This is a genomic window from Shouchella miscanthi (genome assembly GCF_007725405.1).
GTDB lineage: Bacteria > Bacillota > Bacilli > Bacillales > Bacillaceae_D > Shouchella > Shouchella hunanensis.
The window spans coordinates 491,010-508,578 of record NZ_CP042163.1; the positions used below are offsets into that span (position 1 = coordinate 491,010).

General features: G+C 39.9%; 24 protein-coding genes. 18 read left to right on the forward strand and 6 right to left on the reverse strand.

The window, feature by feature from the left end; translation table 11 throughout:
* The first annotated feature begins 90 nt into the window (after positions 1 to 90).
* On the forward strand, positions 91 to 477 hold the full coding sequence (locus FPV17_RS02545) for a YybH family protein (protein WP_035392833.1): 387 nt from the start codon (positions 91 to 93) through the stop codon (positions 475 to 477).
* On the forward strand, positions 474 to 878 hold the full coding sequence (locus tag FPV17_RS02550; RefSeq protein WP_035392832.1) for a VOC family protein: 405 nt from the start codon (positions 474 to 476) through the stop codon (positions 876 to 878). The genes FPV17_RS02545 and FPV17_RS02550 overlap by 4 nt, the downstream gene beginning before the upstream one ends.
* A 112-nt stretch (positions 879 to 990) precedes the next feature.
* Here FPV17_RS02550 and FPV17_RS02555 read toward each other — a convergent pair whose 3' ends face one another.
* Positions 991 to 1,605 (reverse strand): protein kinase family protein, encoded by a 615-nt coding sequence (locus FPV17_RS02555; protein ID WP_144557796.1) that lies wholly within the window; start codon positions 1,603 to 1,605, stop codon positions 991 to 993.
* Positions 1,606 to 2,118: 513 nt separating this feature from the next.
* A complete protein-coding gene (locus tag FPV17_RS02560; protein WP_144557798.1) occupies positions 2,119 to 3,003 on the reverse strand; it encodes a LysR family transcriptional regulator in 885 nt (294 codons plus the stop codon).
* Between the two features lie 254 nt (positions 3,004 to 3,257).
* On the opposite strand from FPV17_RS02560, the gene FPV17_RS02565 reads away from it, so the two are divergent.
* From FPV17_RS02565 to FPV17_RS02580, 4 genes are all read left to right on the forward strand, one after another.
* A complete protein-coding gene (locus FPV17_RS02565) occupies positions 3,258 to 4,157 on the forward strand; it encodes a DMT family transporter (protein WP_035392828.1) in 900 nt (299 codons plus the stop codon).
* A 180-nt stretch (positions 4,158 to 4,337) separates the two neighbouring features.
* On the forward strand, positions 4,338 to 5,768 hold the full coding sequence (locus FPV17_RS02570) for a spore germination protein (RefSeq protein ID WP_144557800.1): 1,431 nt from the start codon (positions 4,338 to 4,340) through the stop codon (positions 5,766 to 5,768).
* 15 nt (positions 5,769 to 5,783) lie between these two features.
* Entirely contained in the window at positions 5,784 to 6,869 is a 1,086-nt protein-coding gene (locus FPV17_RS02575) for a GerAB/ArcD/ProY family transporter (RefSeq protein ID WP_035392827.1), read from the forward strand.
* Positions 6,866 to 7,984 (forward strand): Ger(x)C family spore germination protein, encoded by a 1,119-nt coding sequence (locus tag FPV17_RS02580; RefSeq protein ID WP_035392826.1) that lies wholly within the window; start codon positions 6,866 to 6,868, stop codon positions 7,982 to 7,984. Before FPV17_RS02575 ends, FPV17_RS02580 begins: the two co-directional genes overlap by 4 nt.
* A 1-nt stretch (position 7,985) precedes the next feature.
* On the opposite strand, the gene FPV17_RS02585 is transcribed toward FPV17_RS02580, so the two are convergent.
* Positions 7,986 to 8,543 (reverse strand): class I SAM-dependent methyltransferase, encoded by a 558-nt coding sequence (locus tag FPV17_RS02585; protein WP_144557802.1) that lies wholly within the window; start codon positions 8,541 to 8,543, stop codon positions 7,986 to 7,988.
* A gap of 146 nt (positions 8,544 to 8,689) precedes the next feature.
* On the opposite strand from FPV17_RS02585, the gene FPV17_RS02590 reads away from it, so the two are divergent.
* Both FPV17_RS02590 and FPV17_RS02595 read left to right on the forward strand, forming a co-directional pair.
* Positions 8,690 to 8,965 carry a thiamine-binding protein gene (locus FPV17_RS02590; protein WP_035392824.1) on the forward strand — a complete coding sequence of 92 codons (276 nt, stop codon included), beginning with the start codon at positions 8,690 to 8,692 and terminating at the stop codon, positions 8,963 to 8,965.
* A 63-nt stretch (positions 8,966 to 9,028) separates the two neighbouring features.
* Positions 9,029 to 9,586: a cysteine hydrolase family protein gene (locus tag FPV17_RS02595; protein WP_246117108.1), complete on the forward strand. Its 558-nt coding sequence runs from the start codon at positions 9,029 to 9,031 to the stop codon at positions 9,584 to 9,586.
* Here the strand turns inward: FPV17_RS02595 and FPV17_RS02600 are convergent.
* Positions 9,583 to 10,326, reverse strand: a complete 744-nt coding sequence (locus FPV17_RS02600; protein ID WP_144557804.1) for an alpha/beta family hydrolase — start codon at positions 10,324 to 10,326, stop codon at positions 9,583 to 9,585. The genes FPV17_RS02595 and FPV17_RS02600 overlap by 4 nt on opposite strands.
* Positions 10,327 to 10,434: 108 nt before the next feature.
* On the opposite strand from FPV17_RS02600, the gene FPV17_RS02605 reads away from it, so the two are divergent.
* Positions 10,435 to 10,800: a DUF3291 domain-containing protein gene (locus FPV17_RS02605; protein WP_035392823.1), complete on the forward strand. Its 366-nt coding sequence runs from the start codon at positions 10,435 to 10,437 to the stop codon at positions 10,798 to 10,800.
* 83 nt (positions 10,801 to 10,883) lie between these two features.
* Here FPV17_RS02605 and FPV17_RS02610 read toward each other — a convergent pair whose 3' ends face one another.
* The gene (locus FPV17_RS02610; RefSeq protein ID WP_144557806.1) at positions 10,884 to 11,300 is read right to left on the reverse strand and encodes an organic hydroperoxide resistance protein; all 417 of its coding nucleotides are present in this window, start codon (positions 11,298 to 11,300) and stop codon (positions 10,884 to 10,886) included.
* A 115-nt stretch (positions 11,301 to 11,415) separates the two neighbouring features.
* Here FPV17_RS02610 and FPV17_RS02615 point away from each other — a divergent pair, with 115 nt between their 5' ends.
* From FPV17_RS02615 to FPV17_RS02625, 3 genes are all read left to right on the forward strand, one after another.
* Positions 11,416 to 11,844, forward strand: coding sequence for a MarR family winged helix-turn-helix transcriptional regulator (locus FPV17_RS02615; RefSeq protein WP_144557808.1), 429 nt, complete (start codon positions 11,416 to 11,418; stop codon positions 11,842 to 11,844).
* An 81-nt stretch (positions 11,845 to 11,925) separates the two neighbouring features.
* Complete coding sequence (locus FPV17_RS02620) at positions 11,926 to 12,552, forward strand: NAD(P)-dependent oxidoreductase (RefSeq protein WP_144557810.1); 627 nt, start codon at positions 11,926 to 11,928, stop codon at positions 12,550 to 12,552.
* 151 nt (positions 12,553 to 12,703) lie between these two features.
* Positions 12,704 to 12,919, forward strand: a complete 216-nt coding sequence (locus FPV17_RS02625; RefSeq protein ID WP_035392821.1) for a WYL domain-containing protein — start codon at positions 12,704 to 12,706, stop codon at positions 12,917 to 12,919.
* 25 nt (positions 12,920 to 12,944) lie between these two features.
* Here FPV17_RS02625 and FPV17_RS02630 read toward each other — a convergent pair whose 3' ends face one another.
* Entirely contained in the window at positions 12,945 to 13,226 is a 282-nt protein-coding gene (locus FPV17_RS02630; protein ID WP_035392820.1) for a hypothetical protein, read from the reverse strand.
* A 253-nt stretch (positions 13,227 to 13,479) separates the two neighbouring features.
* Here FPV17_RS02630 and FPV17_RS02635 point away from each other — a divergent pair, with 253 nt between their 5' ends.
* The 6 genes from FPV17_RS02635 (at position 13,480) to FPV17_RS02660 (ending at position 17,563) form a co-directional block, all read left to right on the forward strand.
* Positions 13,480 to 13,878, forward strand: a complete 399-nt coding sequence (locus FPV17_RS02635; protein WP_144557812.1) for a GNAT family N-acetyltransferase — start codon at positions 13,480 to 13,482, stop codon at positions 13,876 to 13,878.
* Positions 13,879 to 13,894: 16 nt separating this feature from the next.
* Positions 13,895 to 14,101 (forward strand): hypothetical protein, encoded by a 207-nt coding sequence (locus FPV17_RS02640; protein ID WP_144557814.1) that lies wholly within the window; start codon positions 13,895 to 13,897, stop codon positions 14,099 to 14,101.
* Positions 14,102 to 14,380: 279 nt separating this feature from the next.
* Positions 14,381 to 14,488 (forward strand): DUF2292 domain-containing protein, encoded by a 108-nt coding sequence (locus FPV17_RS02645; RefSeq protein WP_246117186.1) that lies wholly within the window; start codon positions 14,381 to 14,383, stop codon positions 14,486 to 14,488.
* A gap of 73 nt (positions 14,489 to 14,561) precedes the next feature.
* Positions 14,562 to 15,104, forward strand: a complete 543-nt coding sequence (ssuE, locus tag FPV17_RS02650; RefSeq protein ID WP_144557816.1) for an NADPH-dependent FMN reductase — start codon at positions 14,562 to 14,564, stop codon at positions 15,102 to 15,104.
* 84 nt (positions 15,105 to 15,188) lie between these two features.
* The gene (locus FPV17_RS02655; RefSeq protein WP_060704147.1) at positions 15,189 to 16,532 is read left to right on the forward strand and encodes an LLM class flavin-dependent oxidoreductase; all 1,344 of its coding nucleotides are present in this window, start codon (positions 15,189 to 15,191) and stop codon (positions 16,530 to 16,532) included.
* A 14-nt stretch (positions 16,533 to 16,546) separates the two neighbouring features.
* Positions 16,547 to 17,563 (forward strand): ABC transporter substrate-binding protein, encoded by a 1,017-nt coding sequence (locus tag FPV17_RS02660; protein ID WP_144557818.1) that lies wholly within the window; start codon positions 16,547 to 16,549, stop codon positions 17,561 to 17,563.
* The last annotated feature ends 6 nt before the right edge of the window (positions 17,564 to 17,569 follow it).

Below are 17,569 nucleotides of genomic sequence, written 5' to 3' on the forward strand. Positions count from 1 at the left end.
ACCAAGATGGGAAAAATCCCACTTGGTTTTTTCATCTATACAGAATGTATGTTCTGTGATAATGTTTAAGTAAAAAAGGATGATCATGACATGCATTATGAGCAAGCATTAGAACGTTACATAGAGGCAACAAACACACATCGTTTTAGTGAGGTAGAGAAAGTGTTACATTCAGAAGCTGTTTTTTGGTTTACGAATCAAAATTGTGTCACTCGAAAAGACATCAAAACCTTCTTTGAAACAGCTTGGACACATATTAAAGAAGAAGTGTATGAGGCAACAGAGGTGAAGTGGATGATCACAACAGAACAAGCTGCGATGTGCACATATACGTACACTTATAAAGGGTATCAAGACGGAGTATTTGTATCAGGAAAAGGACGAGCAACAAATGCATTTGTTTTGGAAAATGGGGAGTGGAAGCTGATCCATGAGCACTTGAGTGCAATGCCGCAAATAGAAGGGAGTAAAAAGTGAAGACAGGGTTACTCCATCACGTAGAATTATATGTTACAGATTTGCCTAAAAGTTTGGCTTTTTGGGGCTGGTTTTTAGAAGAATTAGGGTATGAAGCTTTTCAAGAGTGGGAACAAGGAAAGAGCTGGAAGCTAGAAGAAACATACATCGTTTTTGTTCAGGTTGAAGAGAAGTACCGTAATAAGCCTTATCATCGAAAACAGGTGGGGTTAAATCATCTTGCATTTCATGCAGCATCAAAAGCGCATGTCGATGAGATGACCAACCGTTTAAGAGCTATGCAAGTGCCTATACTCTATGAAAACAGCTACCCATTTTCAGGGGGGCGTGACCATTATGCTGTGTACTTTGAAGATCCAGATCGGATAAAAGTAGAACTAGTGGCCCCGAAAACAGTGTAATCCCTTATATGAAAAAAGGAGCTTTCTCTGTTAAGAAAGCTTCTTCTTTTTACGCTTTTTTTATTTTAAGGCTCAGATTTCCGTTGATCGTTGTGTAGAAATGAGGGTCTTCCTAATGAACCCTTCGATAAATAGATGCTACTAGATTCATCATCCATGTAGGCACTTTACTGGGAAAGTACGCCTTATGATAGTGTTTGTAATAGCCTGCCTTTAAATCATTCCACTGGTAACAAGTTTTTGTTTGGGAGAAGCGAGCAATATCAATAATATGAACACGGTCGTCTTTTGTCACAAGTAAATTGTGGAGATGGATATCAGACGGGTTTAGCCCTTTCTTTTTAGCATAGGAAAGAGCGTGGTCGACTTGTTGGACATAATCAGGCAGAATGGGAATGCCTTCTTCTAGACATTGAAAAAAAGTGTGTCCATCAATATGATCGATGACAAGATAATTTGAACCGCTCTCATAGAGCGTTGGATAATAAGAGCTATCTTTTACCTTCCTATAATTATGTTGTTCTTGTTCTGCAATGTTTTCATATGGCGGGTAAAATACTTTTAGTACAAGAGGTTCTCCTTTTAGTTTGAATGCTGTAGCGCTTCTTCCTACGCCGCAAATCGTTAAATCTGGATGATGAGCCTTTACATGATAGGTCGACTTATCTTCTTGGAAGACAACCGTTTTGGCATACGAATGGTATAAGGTAATGGGATTCGGCATCATCCTTACTTTAATCCTTTTCTTTTTTTGATTTCTTTTTTTACAAGTGGAACAATGTGCTTTTGCGCTTGTTTTATCCCTTGACGTACCGCTTGTGATTTTAGAAGCTTCATCAGTTTCCCCATATGATCTTCTCCTTTAATGGTGGCGGCAAAGGGTAACAAAAAAGACCTTTGCCCACCAGAATGGACAAAGGTCTCGCAAGCAACCTTAACGTTGCCAGTAGTGCCGAGGATTTCTCCTGTAATGACGACAGCTACTATTATGCTACTCCCCTTTGGGATTTCGTTTTCGATGTTTTCATCAAGTATAGCTCTCTAGTCTAAGGTTTTCAATGATATCCACAACTTCTCATTATTTCGCGTCAGTAAATAGGAACATAGCCGTAATCACCCATAGATTCTTTAAGAAATATTTACATAACAGGCTTTGACTGCTACTAGCGAAGCATTAGCTGTATAGATATAAAGCCTTTCTCGAGTCACTCAGTAAAAGGCGCAGACACATGTTAGACTCTTATCCGTTTCGCCCATGGTACTCAAGCATAAATTGTTTGAACGCTAGCGCTGCTTTCGATAAATAGCCCTGTTTTTTATGAATTAAATAAATGGGACGTTCAATGGTAAGACCGTCAACGTCTACTTTTTCAATACCGTTAATGGAAGACACAACGGAATCTGCAATGAATGCAACCCCCTCGTTTTCTTTTACAAGACCAACAATACTATTGATTTCCAAGCCTTCGTAAACGGTATGAAGCGTTCGATTTTGTGAAGAAAAAGTAGAATCAAGTAATTTTTTTAGTTCAGTTCCAGGAGTGTAGGAAATGAATGGTTCGGCTTCCAGCTCATCAATGGAAATGGGCTGTCGCTTAACGAAGGGATGATCTGCAGCAGCAATAAGCACGATGCGATCTGTAAACAAAGTAGTGTATTCAAGCTCTGGAAATGTCTTATATTGTGTTCCGAAACCAAAATCAACTGTATTGGTTAAGAGATCTTTAATGATGGTGGATGCTTTTCCCTCTTGTAGTGAGAGGGAATAACTAGGGCTAATCTGTTTAAAGATTTTAACCATAGCAGGTATATAAGAGAGACCGAGACTATGGACGTAAGCGATGGAAATACTACCCATTGTCGGATCAATGAGCTCTTTTAACTGTAACTTAGAATGATCCCAATGTTGAACCATTTGCTTGGCGTTTAAAAGAAACGCTCGACCATAGCGATTTAAGATGATTTTACGGTTTTTTCGGTCAAACAATGGCACCCCTAATTCTTTTTCGAGGTTGTGGATGGAGCGGCTTAAAGCCGATTGAGATAGTAGTAATAAATCGGCTGCCTTCGTGATGTTCTCCTCTTCGGCAACGACAATGAAATTTTGTAATTGCGACATTTCCATTTATTTCAGTCTCCTATCTACTGGTGTTTCTCATTCACTAATTAGGTTCAGGGAATGACAGAAGCGTTAACCTCAATCGCTTTCATTTTATCACTGATTCTAATAAGAATATACGTTATCAACAGTTGAAAAGGTATGAGACACCTATCCGAACGTAAAGAAAGGAAGCCGCTTTAAAATGGTATCTTGAAAAAAGCAACGGGCTTTACGAGGCGTGCTAGAATAAACCTACATAGGAAGAGAGGAGAAGTTGAATGAGTTCACGTTACATATATGGTGCAACAATCATAGGTGCTGCGTGTTGGGGCTTGATCGGTCTTTTCATTGCGCCTTTATACGAAGTGGGATTTACACCTTGGGATGTTGTAACAATACGAGTTGTGTGTACATTTGTTCTTTTAATCGGAATCATGTTTGTCTTCTACCGAGAGCAGCTTAAGGCACAGTGGAAAGATCACTTTTTCTTTGCATCTGCAGGTATCATTAGCATTGTGTTTTTTAATTATTTCTATTTTGAAGTGTTTTCTGAATCGAGTTTATCGGTTGCCGTTACGTTGCTTTACACAGGGCCGGTATTTGTTACGCTTCTATCGCGTCTCTTTTTTAAAGAACGATTGACGTTTCGCAAAATAATGGCTCTTGGGCTGGCTGTACTAGGTTGTGCATTTGTTGTTGGCTTTTTTCCAGTTGGTCAACAAGAGGTATCCCTATATATAGTGGGATTTGGCTTATTATCCGGCTTTTTTTATGCATTGTATAGTATACTCACAAAGCCTGTTACAAAAAAATATTCAGTGATGACGATCACGACATACGTGTTTTTTTACGCAAGCGTATTTATGGTGTTGAGTAGCAACACGACTCAAAAATGGCATTTGTTTTTAAGCGCTGAAGTGCTCATTAGTGCCTTTCTACTTGCCTCGATTTCAACAGTAGCAGGTTATATTTTCTATACCATCGGCTTAAAGCATTTAGAAGCAAGTAGAGCATCCATTCTAGCTACGGTAGAACCTCTTGTAGCCGTGGTGACAGGCATGATCCTTCTAGGAGAAGTGTTAACGCTTTGGCAAATTGTCGGCATACTCTTTGTGCTATATGCGGCCGTTTTAGTCGTAGAACGAAAGAGTAAGACCGTATATGTGAACAATGAATAGGAAAAGTAGCCTAATGGGTGTGCGTGATACGAAGACAAAATAAATTTAATAAAAGAACGAAACAGGTTCACATTACCATGAGGTAATGTGTTTTTTTATAGGATCGTTCAAAAAAAGCGTCTTCTGTATAAGTACAGTCTTTTTTGTAGAAATTAACTGTACTAAGGAAAGGAACTGTTTATGAAAACGTTAACTGAAATAGAATCTTTTTTTCGGCAACAGCTTCATCATTCAAGCGATGTCGTCCTGCGACCATTGACGATACAAGGCCAGCAAGCTTTCCTTGTATATTTAGATACACTAGTAGATGAAATGTGGCTAGAGCAGGCGTTATATCAGTCATTTTTTCGGAAAGAAGAGTCTTCTCTTCCGACTGTAGAAAGTCAAGCAATCGTATCAACAGAAAGGCTGCATTCAGCTGAAGAGTGCTTGCCTCTTTGCTGGACTGGTCATGCCATTCTTGTGTTCGGCTCTTCATCCATACAATACCTTGCACTAAAGACACCGAGCACACAAAACAGGTCCATTGAAGAGCCAATTAATGACCGAGCTTTACGAGGAGCCCATGATGGATTTATTGAAGACTTAACGACCAATTTAAGTTTAATTCGTAAGACTGCTCGAATTGAAAATTTGGTGATTCAAACGCAAGTGGTTGGTCAATCGTTAAAAAAAGAAGTCGCAATGGTTTACATCGAAGGGAGAGCGGATTCGACTATTGTAAAAGACATTAAGAAGAAGCTAAGAGATATAAAACAAGATATTATTAGCTCACCTGGAACGCTGAATGAACTCTTACAAGGATCAAAGAAAACGTTTTTCCCGCAGATACTTTATACGGAGCGTCCAGATTCAACGGTTGGAAATTTAGCAGAGGGAAGAATCGCCTTATTAATAGAAGGAAACCCAACAGCATTAATTTTGCCAGTATCATTTTTTAGCTTTATGCAATCTGTTGATGATTACAATGTTCATTTCGTGCTGGGTAGTTTCTTTAGACTAATACGAACTATTGCGTTGCTTATCTCTATTCTATTGCCATCTCTTTATATTTCGCTTGTGGCGTTTCATTTTGAGATCATCCCACAGCCGTTAATCATATCGGTGAAAAGTTCTTTACAGAACATTCCTTATCCTCCTCTCGTTGAAGCGTTAATTATGGAATTTACAATTGAATTAATTCGTGAAGCAGGGCTAAGGCTTCCTGCACCAATTGGTCAGACAATTGGGATTGTCGGAGGATTAGTCATTGGCGAAGCCGTCGTAAATGCAGGATTAGTATCCAATATTATGATTATCGTTGTAGCCGTTACGGCAATCTCTTCCTTTGTTATTCCTAGTCCTGAAATGGGTTCAGTCGTGAGATTATCTCGCTTTCCGCTCATGCTTTCGGCAGCGACATTTGGATTAATTGGTGTTGTCTTAACGTTTTTTGTTATTTTGATGCACTTAATTAAACTTGATTCTTTTGGCATTCCCTATCTAACGCCGATTGCGCCATTTAATCGCAAAGGGCTTAAGGATGCAATGGTGCGCTTTCCGACCTGGCTTATCCAACGTCACACGGAAATGTCTTCAAGTCATCCATTAAAAGGGAATCAAAAAAAATAAGAAAGGATTCTCATTATGGAGCAATCCCCGACACTAGGAAAGACACAACTCTATTGGTTTTTTGTTCACGCTCAAATCGGTGTTGGTCTTTTTTCATTACCAAATCATATCTATCAATTTGCAAAAACGGACGGGTGGATCTCGTTACTACTTGCAAGCATCGTTGTTCAAGTGGTCCTCTATTGTTTGTATTTGCTACACAAACGTTATCCTCATGACTCGATATTCAAAATCTGTGAAAGGGTTTGTGGAAAATGGATAGGGAAATTTTTTATTCTTTTATTAATGATCTATTTTACCTTATTAGCGGGGCTTGTCTTAAAAGGGTTTACGCAGCTTATTGCCATATGGATTTTAAGTAAAACACCAGAGCCAATTTTTATGATTTTGTTTTTGTCAGCATGTGTACCTATGTTATTTTCTCCGCTTAAAGCAATTGGTCGTATGCTAGTGGTGACGGCTCCTATTGTCTTAACGATTCCTATTATTGTAGGGTATGCCTTTATTTATGGAGATTATTTAAATCTATTGCCACTTGGAGTAGCTGATTTCTCAGCTATTACAAAAGGGATATTTGCATCCATGTTTTCCATAAACGGCTTTATTGTGGTGGCGGTTGTCTTACCCCATGTGGAAGGAACACCAAAGCAAAAATTTAAAGTATTGTCCGCTGCGCATTGGACTGTAGCACTTATTTACACGATTGTGTTACTGACCTCTTTTCTCACTTTTAGTCATGGAGAAATGAAGCTTCTTCCTGAGCCTTATTTATATATGATTAAATCCTTCTCGTTAACGATTATAGAAAGACTTGATTTAATTTTTCTATCCTTTTGGTCCATTAGCATTATTACAACGTATGTCATCTTTATCTACTGTGGTGCTATAGGGACGATGAAGCTTTTACAAACAACTCGATATCGTCTTATCGTCATTATTCTTCTGTTAGTGACTTTTTCCATTGAGTTTTTGCCTACTTCTATTAACGAATTTAGCCAAATGGTCACGTATATTAATAAGCCAAGTGCGTACTTAACGTTCTTACTTCCTGTCTTATTGGTTCTTTTATCAAGTGTTAAGAAAAAGGAGACGCGATTATGAAGAAAATAATACTAATGATCATACCGTTGCTTCTAATGACAGGCTGTTGGGATGAGCGACTTGTGAAAGATATTAACCTCATTTATTCGCAGGCACTTGATAAGACGGATGAAGGTTTAATTGAAACGACCATTGTGACGATTGGTGGAGCGCCCAATGAAAGTGGAGCGCAAGTGAGTACGCAAAAACCAGCGATAATCTCTGCAATGGGTAACACGCCTCGTGATAGCCGGATGAATTTGGATCGGAAGGTATCTGGTGAATTATATGCTTCAAAAAACCGTGTAACGCTCTTAAGCCAACAACTTGCAGAAGAAAACATTTATTCTATGCTGGATGTCCATTTTCGGTCGCCACTTTCCACAACCAATGCTCGTTTGGCGGTTGTTAAAGGTGATGCGAAAAAAGCGTTGCACGTTAAAGTAGCCGAAACCCCACTCATTAGTAATTATCTAGGAGATTTGCTTTTAGGGCTAGAGGAAGTAGAATCAATCCCAAAAGCGTCGATGGAGGATGTATTAAGCGCCTTGTTTGACAATGGTACTGATTTTGTATTGCCGCTATTACATGTGATTGATCATGAGAATGTTGTGGTGGATGGAGTAGCGTTATTCGCTAAGGATCACATGAGCGGGGAAATAAACGCCGATCAAACGTTGCGATTATTGCTAATGGATGTGGACAGGAGAAAACCGAGTCGCTTTAATTTACGGGTAACCGAAAACGAAGAAGATCGTGTAAATAATTATGTTACCGTTGATGTTGAAGAAAAAAATAGAACGTTAAAAATAAAAAAAATGGCTCCTAAACAATTTTCCGCTCACATTGATCTTGATTTAATCTTAAATGTGGTGGAGTACCCAAAAGACACACTATATATTGAGGAGAACGTCATAAAATTAAACGAAGAAATAAAAAAACAGTTGCAATTCGAATGTGAAGAAGTGCTGCGAATCATTCAAGAAGCAAACTGTGATTATTATGGGCTTGGCAAGCATATTCGTGCTTATCATTATAAGGATTGGGAAGCGATAAACTGGGAGGAAGACTATGCCAACACTCCATTTACCGTTTCTGTTCAGACAAAGGTTGTTTATCACGGTATTATTAATTAAGTCAGGGTTTACTCGCGTCGATTAGTAAAGAAGCAAATTGGAGCGTGCCATTTTGATTTCGATGGTCAAATCGTTTTGAGCGATAAATCATACCATCTTCTTTGTTCCAGTCATTCTGATGAAACCGACCATTCTCATCATGGTATTCTAACAGTGAAATGTGAAAGCCGGCAGTCTCAAAAAGCGAGCAAAGTGTACGATAGGTATGAACGACTTTATGGCTACTAGCAGGATGATCTGAGGGGCCTGGTCCACCAATTTGTACAGCAGTCTGGTACGCCTCGTTAGGGAAATAGCGATCAGGTACGGCACAACGAACATACCCTCCTGGTTTTAAAAACTCATAACAAAGAGCGGCAGCTTGAGTCCCTTCTTTAATCGTAAGGTGTTCCCAGACATGTTCTGCTAAAATAACAGAAAGGCTTGATGGCTCAAAGTACGTCAGCCAATCTTCTCGCTTTATAAGATTTAGCTCATCTTCTTGTAGATGAAGCCATCCAGAGTTATTATGATACTCACCAGCACCAACAACAATCTTTGTTTTTTGGTTTCTTGTCATATACGATCTCTTCCTTCCAACGTGTTTGTCCTGTTTCTTCTATTAAAGGATGAATGAATCCTGCTTAAATCGTGACAAGAATGTTTTGATACTCTCCGGAACGGTTATGGGAATAGTATAGACGAGAAAAGGGAGATGATGAAAACATGTCAACAGTACTTGCAGGGATTCAGCTTCTGCCGAACCTTAAAGAAGACCATACAGGAGGAATGATTGATCATTCTCTACAGTTGGTTGAAAAATCTGGTCTTAGATATGAGGTAGGACCACTGGAAACGGTTGTTGAAGGCGATTTAGAATCGGTTATGGGTCTTATTAAAACAATCCAAGAGGACGCTATTCAATCAGGGGCCGATGAACTACTGTCTCACGTAAAGATCCATTACCGTAAACACGGCGTTTCGTTTGAAGATAAAAAATAAAAGGTCAGTTATGCGCGTATGCCAATAGGGATGCGCGCATTTTTTAAAAGGAAGTGTGTAGAGTTGGATAAGCATACGGTTTTGTTAATTGTAGATTTAATTAATCCATTTGATTTTAAAGACGCTGAGAAGCTCTATGATGCGTCTTATACATGTGCACAACAAATTGCCAAATTAAAAGATACCATGCAAGAAAAGGGTTATCCAGTTATCTATGTAAACGACAATTATGGTCACTGGAAATCTGAATTTACCCAGCTGTATCATTACATTGTCGAAAATGAACTTCCTGGCTCGCCGATTGCAACATTATTAAAGCCAAGTGAGCATGAATATTCTGTTCTGAAGCCTCAATTTTCCGGTTTCTTTGCTACACCTTTAGATATGCTTTTAAAAAGAATGGAAGCAAAAACGCTTATTATAACAGGTGTTGTCGGAAACATGTGTATTGAATTTACTGCGAATGATGCGTACATGCTCGGTTATCATTTAATTATTCCTAGGGACGGTTTTGCGTCTTTTACAGAACAGGAATATCAACAATCGTTAACTCATTTTGAGGAGATTCTTAAAGCAGATACACGATCTATTGAGGAACTAATACAAAAAAGGGATCGCTAAGGGCGATTCCTTTTTTCGTTTGTCTGCTCTGTTATCCAAGAAATAACGATCTCGATGATCGCTTCTTGCTGCTCGGCTACAGAAAGATGTGCATCCCCATCGCCAGTTTGTTCACCGTATAGACCAAAATATGCATGGTTGCCGCCTTCAATTTCAATAAAGTCGGTCGTATCTGGAAGGTTTTTGCTATTATCTTCAATTTTCTCTGGTGTGCTTAAGCCGTCTTCGGATGCACTAAGAGAAAGGACTGGGAGAGAAGAGGAGTGTAAAGATTCATTGCTCGCTGCATACGAACCGAATAAAAGTAAGCCCGCAATCGTCTCCAAGTGGTTATCTGCATACATCGCTGCAGCTGCACCACCCATAGAATGCCCACCTATATACCAATGAAGATCAGGCTCCCTTTGGATTAACTCTTCTGCTTTAGCACTATCAAAAATTGAGAGGTTTAACGTAACAGACGGAATAGCTACCGTTATACCTTGCTGAGACAATTCTTGCGCGAGGTAAGCATACGCTTCTGGTTCTACTTTCGCCCCAGGATACAAAACGAACCCGGTGTCCGCATTAGAAGCAGAATAAATAATCCAATCATCGTTTATAGGAAGAGGTTCATTTAATTCAACACCTTCAGCATTGATCAGCTCATAGGTGAACTGAGTCCAGACGAAGAAACCTGCCCCTAGAAGAAGGATAATTCCTATAAAACCAAGAAATATCCATTTTAGTCCTTTTTTCATGTAATGGTTTCCTTTCAGTAAGTCATCTTTCCTATTATGATCATAGAGGATGTTTTCATGCAATTCAACGCAGGAAGTCAGTAAAGCTTAGTTAAAAAGAGGTGGATTATGATTGTATCGATTACAAGACTACATTTGAGAGGGATTCGGACACTGCCAACGTTTGCTTGGATGACTGTTCGCTCACATTTTCAAATACGTAAAACAAAGGGGCTCGAACACGTTTCGTACCGAAAAGAAGGCATGTTAACGTATTGGACTATGTCGATTTGGCATTCCCCTGAAGACATGAAGGCCTTTAGAAATCATGGAGCACACCTAAGAGCAATGAAACATTCTAGGCAGCTGGCAGATGAGTTACAATACATTCAATTTTCGACAACGTCAAAAACATTGAGCTGGGATGAGTGCAAAGAAAAGCTTCATCAAAAGTATCGAGCTAATGAGTTAGTAACAGAAAAGAACGGCTTATGAGGCGTTTCATTTATTATTCAAATGACATCTAAAAACAAACAAATGTAAAACCCGGAGGAGCGCTCTATTCCTCCGGGTTTATTTTATTTAGTGATCACTCTTTTTCTTACCTCAATATTTCCTTGGACAGCACGAGAATAAGGGCATACTTGGTGTGCCTTTTCAACAAGTTCTTCTGCTTCTTGCTGAGACACACCATTCATTTCGACAATTAATTGTGCACTTAACCCGAATCCCTCCGGTTGTTTATCAATACTAATTTCTGCTGTAACTTCAGAAGTGATTCTTTTCTTTTTTTGCCCTGCGACCAAGTGCAATGCGCTATCAAAGCAAGCGGCATAGCCAGCAGAAAAGAGTTGTTCAGGGTTCGTGGTGCCTGCTTTTTCATTTCCGCCTAATCCTTTAGGTAATGAAAGCGATAAGTTTAACGTACCGTCCGATGATTCTACCTTTCCCTGACGTCCGCCTGAAGCTTTAGAAGATGCAGTATATAAAGCCATCGTACCCACTCCTTTTAATTTTGTGCAATTTAATTGTACACAACTTAATTGCGTTGTGTCAATTTGTTTGATGACAGTTCAGAAATTGCTATAATATCCTTAGGAGTGAGCCACTATGATAAATGAGATATTGAGATTAGATAACCAAATTTGTTTTCCATTGTATGCTGTAAACAAGGAGATGACTAAACGGTACCGACCATTGCTGGAAGAACTTAATGTCACCTATCCGCAGTACTTGGTCTTGCTAGTGTTATGGGAAAGTGGTGAAATGTCCGTTAAAGAACTAGGTGAACGTCTCTTTTTGGATTCAGGAACCTTGACCCCGATGTTGAAAAGAATGGAAGAGAATGAATTCATCGCTCGCAACCGTTCAAAAGGTGACGAGCGTGTTGTAAATGTCACTTTGACTGAACAAGGTGAGCAGGCTAGAGAGAAAGCAACTAAGATTCCGTTAAGATTTCTAGAGCAAACGAATTTAAATGAAGAAGAACTGATGCAGCTAAAACGAATTTTGGCTAAAATGCTTAAAAATAGTGAATAAGCATCTGCGCTTTAATGCAATAACCGTGCTTCAGAGTAGGCTTAAAATAAAAAAGTAAATGTGAAAATAATGAGGGTTTGTATGAATCTATTCATTTTAGGAGCAACAGGGCGAGTAGGAAGGTTTATTCTACTAAACGCGCTTAAGGATAAAAACAACGTTACAGCTCTTGTGCGAGACCCTGAAAAACTAGATAGCTTTCTTAATGATGCACATTTGACTATAGTTCGTGGAAACGTATTAAACCGAGAAGATATACGTGGCGCCATAAAAAATGCTGATGTCGTCATAAGCGCTCTCAATACCGATGGAACTACTACGTTATCCGAAAGCATGCCTCAAATAATTGAAGAAATGCAACGAGAAGGAATCAAAAGGATTATAACAATCGGTACTGCAGGTATATTAAACAGCAGAGAATATGTTGATCTATTAAGATACGCTTCCCCAGAATCAAGGAGGAGGTCAACTCGCGCCGCTAAAGAACATCATAAAGTGTATGATTTACTGAAACAGACCAATTTAAACTGGACCATTGTCTGTCCTACTGCCCTTTCAGAAGCAGAAGCAGAAGGGGAATACCGTACAACAGTTGATTTCCTACCTGAAAATGGGAGAAAAATATCCATTAAAGACACTGCGGATTTTGCGTATATGCAGATTTTAAATCATACCCACATAAAGGCTCGTGTCGGAATTGCTTATTAAAAAGAAAAGAGAACGACTTTCTTGAACAACCGAACATCATACAAATAAATCCCTATAAATTTCCAGTGATACGCGAGCGTATTTTCTGTTTTTTCTCTTGAATAAGAATGTACGTTCGTATATAATGAGTGAAAATAAGGGAGGGCTTGCTATGACCAAAGGGGTTTTAAATCGGGCGTTAGAACGTAAAGAATGTGTCACGTTAATTTATTTGAATAAAGAGGGAGTCATTTCCCAAAGAGTGATTACGGTGCTTCAGTTGAAAGAGCGCTGGTTTGTCGCCTATTGTCACAGCAAGCGCCAACGAAGAGTGTTTAAGTATGAGAATGTCCTCTCGTTGAATCAAATTAAAAGAACGGTTTCATAGTAGTGGATAATTCTTATAACAACAGTTACTCATTGTATCTCTTTCTAAACTGTACCCACGAATTTTTGATACCGGAATAAGCACCAACTGCGGCATTTCCATAAAATAATCCCATGAAGATTCCAGTCAATAAGTTGTGTGGATGACTAATAAAGATGGAAATACATAATCCAAGCAATGTTGCAACAGTTGGTACAAAAGCAGACTTTATCGGAAACATCATTTTTATAGCTTGTGTCAGTAGAAGCACGCTGGGAACGGCAATAACACCATCCCATATGTTTGTGTGAATGGTTGGATAGTCCATGTTATCCATCCTTATTAATTTTTTACTAGCTTGTGCAGTAAATGGAGAATTATTCAAGAGAGTTCACAGTTGTTTTGTGAAACAGTAGAGAGCTAATTAAACGTTTGATTAATAAAGTTGTGTTCGCTTAAAAGCATACTTCCTATGAACTGGCCTTCGTCTATTGTTTGCTCTCGCTGGAGGGGCTGTTTTCGTCTAAACTGACAACAATGAGAATGAAGTTTTTTTATTCTAACGACAAGGGAGAGCGCATATGAACGATAACGTGATGATAAATCTTTCCATTGAAGATAAAGAAGTACCCCTATTAAGAGAAAGCGTAGGCTGGGCAAGAAGAGATCAAGATTACCCGCTTCTTTTTGAGCGCTGTACCTTTTGGGCAGGGATGAGAGGAAAGCACGGAGAACTCATTGCATTTGGTTATCTATGTGGAATGGGTTTAGAGCATGGATACATAGAAGACGTGATCGTCCACCCAGCGTATCAAGGTCTTGGTATCGGTGCTAAATTGGTGAAACGTCTGCTAGTCGAAGCAGAGACAGTTGGTATAGAAGTTGTCACAGTGACTTTCGATACAAAACATGCATCTTTTTATCAACGATGTGGGTTTACGTGTGGAGGGGGAGGGGTTTGGCGAAAAAGAAATAGGTAAAGCAAGGAGGAACGATATGAATAAAAAAAGACTCATTTTCGTTCTATGGCTCGTTTTGTTTCCACTGGTCACAACGGTATGCTTGACGCTGTATCGTTTCTTTAGAGGCTTTGAAATAGGGATAGAGCAAATGACCCCTCATTTTCTGGCGTTTGTGGTGACCGGAGCAGTGGCTCGTTTCATATGGTATCAAAGTGAGACCATACATCAAAAAGGAAAATAAAACTGTTTACGTATGGAGATGGAGGCTGAGTCGATGCTTCTTTTTTTAGGTTGCCGTGATCGTTCCTTAACAAACTTTTATAGAGACGCTCAATGTCAGCAACTCTCTTTTTTTAGAATAGTAAGCAAGTTAGAAGTAGGTAATTAAATTTGATATTTCATATAATTCATACTTGACAAATAAGATTAATCAGATTAGAGTCTATGTAACGACGAACACATTCATTTTAAGAGAGGGTGACCGGCGATTAAAGTGGAGCAACAAGTAGTAGATGAGATTGTGACACAGTTAGAAAAGCTTGAATATGGTTCATTACTCATTACAGTACATAATGGCAAAGTCACACAAGTAGATTGTACAGAGAAACGTAGATTGAATAAAAATTAGGCTGATCGGTCAACCGAAAGCTCACCAGAATGATGTGGTGGGCTTATTTTATTTCAAAAGGAGTGATGATAGGATGCATGTTCTTTTTTTATCAGGAAGTCCTAACCGATTATCAAAAACGAATGCTGTACTTAAAACGGTACAACAATCGATTGAAGTACCTTATAGTACGTCTACAATTGACATACTTGACGTACCTGCCGATGATTTAATGCAGGCAAGGTTTCAGTCTCCAGCAATTGAGAAAGTGAAAGGAGAGATAGAGAACGCAGACATTGTTGTAATTGGCAGCCCCGTTTATAAAGCGTCAGTTCCTGGCGTGCTAAAAGCATTGCTCGATCTTTTGCCTGAAGGAGCCTTAATAGGGAAAGTTGTATTACCCGTAGCAACTGGCGGAAGTATCGCTCACTATTTGTCTTTACAATATTCATTGCTTCCAGTTCTTCATATACTTGGAGCTACCTCTATTATCAAACCGATTTTCGTCTTAAGTGAGCATGTTCAGCTAGAAAATGGGGTTGCGCGCATTCAAGATACACAGTCATTAAAAAGGATAGATGAGGCTATTTCCAAGGTGAAACAATCCCTTAAACAAGCATCCTATACAAACGTATAAACAGAGTCGACCAGAACACTGGAGATGTGCTTAAAGCAGGTTTCATAGTGTTTTTTTTAATTTAAATGAAGGAGTGGGTACGTAATGGCAAATCGACATATGCATTTAGGGGCTTTTCTTATGACACCTGGTCACCATGTTGCAGCATGGAGGCACGAGGATAGTGCAAACGATGCAAAGGAGTGGCTCTCAGCAGACTATTATGTCCGTTTAGCCCAACTAGCAGAAAAAGGACTATTTGATATGGTATTCTTTGCGGATCATTATGCGGACCGGACGAAACGAGAAGAAGATGTCTCACATAGTGTGACGGCCCGATTAGATCCTATTCTTCTCTTATCTGCAATGACCCATGGAACGTCGCGTATTGGATTGTGCGCTACTGCATCGACGAGTTTCTATGAGCCTTATTATCTAGCTCGTGCATTTGGAACCATTGATCATTTAAGTCATGGTCGAGCGGCCTGGAATGTGGTAACGAGCGGTAATGCTTACGAAGCGCTAAATTTTAGTCGCGACGCTCATTATGACCATGCACTTCGATACGAACGTGCAACGGAAAGCTTGAAGGTGGCGAAAAAGCTTTGGGCAAGTTGGGAGGAAGACGCCATTGTTTTAGATAAGAAAGCAGGACGTTTTACAGATTCGTCAAAAGTGCGAACGATCGATCATGAAGGTCATTTCTTCTCCGTTCCTGGTCCATTGAATATACCCCGTCCCGTTCAAGGTCACCCAGTTATTGTGCAAGCTGGATCGTCTGAACCTGGGAAAGAATTAGCCGCTTCATCGGCTGAAGTTATTTTCACCGCTTGGAAAACAAGAAAAGATGCAGAAGTATTTTATCGTGATGTGAAGCAACGATTGGTCAAGTACGGCCGGGATGCGAATGACTTAAAAGTAATGCCGGGTGTAATGCCGATCATTGGAAAGACAGAGGAGGAAGCGAAAGAGAAAGCGGCACATTTCCGCTCATTAATACCAGAAGAAGCGGGGCTTCGCTTATTATCAGGGTTGTTAAACTTTGATTTAACAGGCTATCCACTTGATGGACCACTCCCCGATCTTCCTCCGGTTGAAACGAATAATGGGGCGAAAACACGATTCGAACTTGTGACGAAACTGGCCAAAGTAGAGAATTTGACCATTCGTCAACTGTATCAACATATTGCAGGTGCAAGAGGCCATCGTGAAATCTATGGCACGCCTGAGCAAATTGCAGATCAGCTGCAGGATTGGTTTGAAAATGGTGCTGCAGATGGCTTTAATATCATGGCACCACTATTACCAGATGGACTAGAAGAATTTATTACGGAAGTCATCCCCATTTTGCAAGAAAGAGGCTTGTTCCGTACGAACTATGAAGGAAGAACGTTGCGTGATCATTTGGGATTAAAAAAACCTAATGCTGCAGAGGTGTTACAGCGTTAAGGGGGTTGGTTAAGTTGAATTGGAAACAATCGATGATGATGTTGGGGGCCTGCGTCTTAGCTTCTTGTTCAAACCATACGAGTGCCCAAGTGGAAGAAGGAATTCCTGTTCTTCGTTACCAAGGAACAGCAAATACTGTCATGCCGTGGGAACTCGCTGATGACCTAGGTTATATGAATGGGATCAAGTTGGAATGGATTGGTGATGGAACGAGTGGACCGGAGAGTATTCAAGCAACGATGACAGGGGATGTAGAGTTTGGTGGAGCGTTTAACGGTGCCATCCTTCAGCTACAATATGCAGGGGCTGGTGTGACATCGGTCATTCATTATTACGGGTCCGATGAAGAAACGTATGCAGGATACTATGTCTTGGAAGATAGCCCGATTAAAGAAGCGGACGATTTAATCGGTGGAAATGTTGGTGTTAATACGTTAGGTGCCCATCATGAATTTTCAACAGTAGAGTATGCGCGACAGAATGGATTAACGAAAAGTCAGGTCGATGACATCGGTCGAATCATTATCCCTCCTGCGTCAGGTGAACAGGCGCTGCGTTCTGGGCAGTTGGAAGTAACGACGTTGAGCGGTATTATTCGAGATAAAGCATTGGAAACAGGAGGTTTGCGCCCGCTCTTCAAAGATATCGATTTATTTGGTCCATTTAATGCTGGAAGTATCGTCTTTAGAGATGATTACATAGAAGAACAGCCCGAGGCGGTCGAGGTATTTGTCAGTGGAATGGCAAGAGCCATTGAATGGATGAAAGAGAATGAAGCAGAAGTTGTGCGGGAACGAATGCGAACTATCGTTGAAACAAGAGGTCGAAATGAACAAACGGATTTAATTGACTACTGGAAAAGCAGTGGAATCGAATCTCCTGGAGGTGCGATTCGTCAGATTGATTTTGAGCGATGGGAAGATTGGTTAGTCGAAGAGGGGCGAATGTCAAAAGGTGAAACACAAATGGATGAGGTGTATACCAATCGGTTTAATCCATACCTGAACGAATTAGAGGAAGGAAGTGAATGAGGTGGG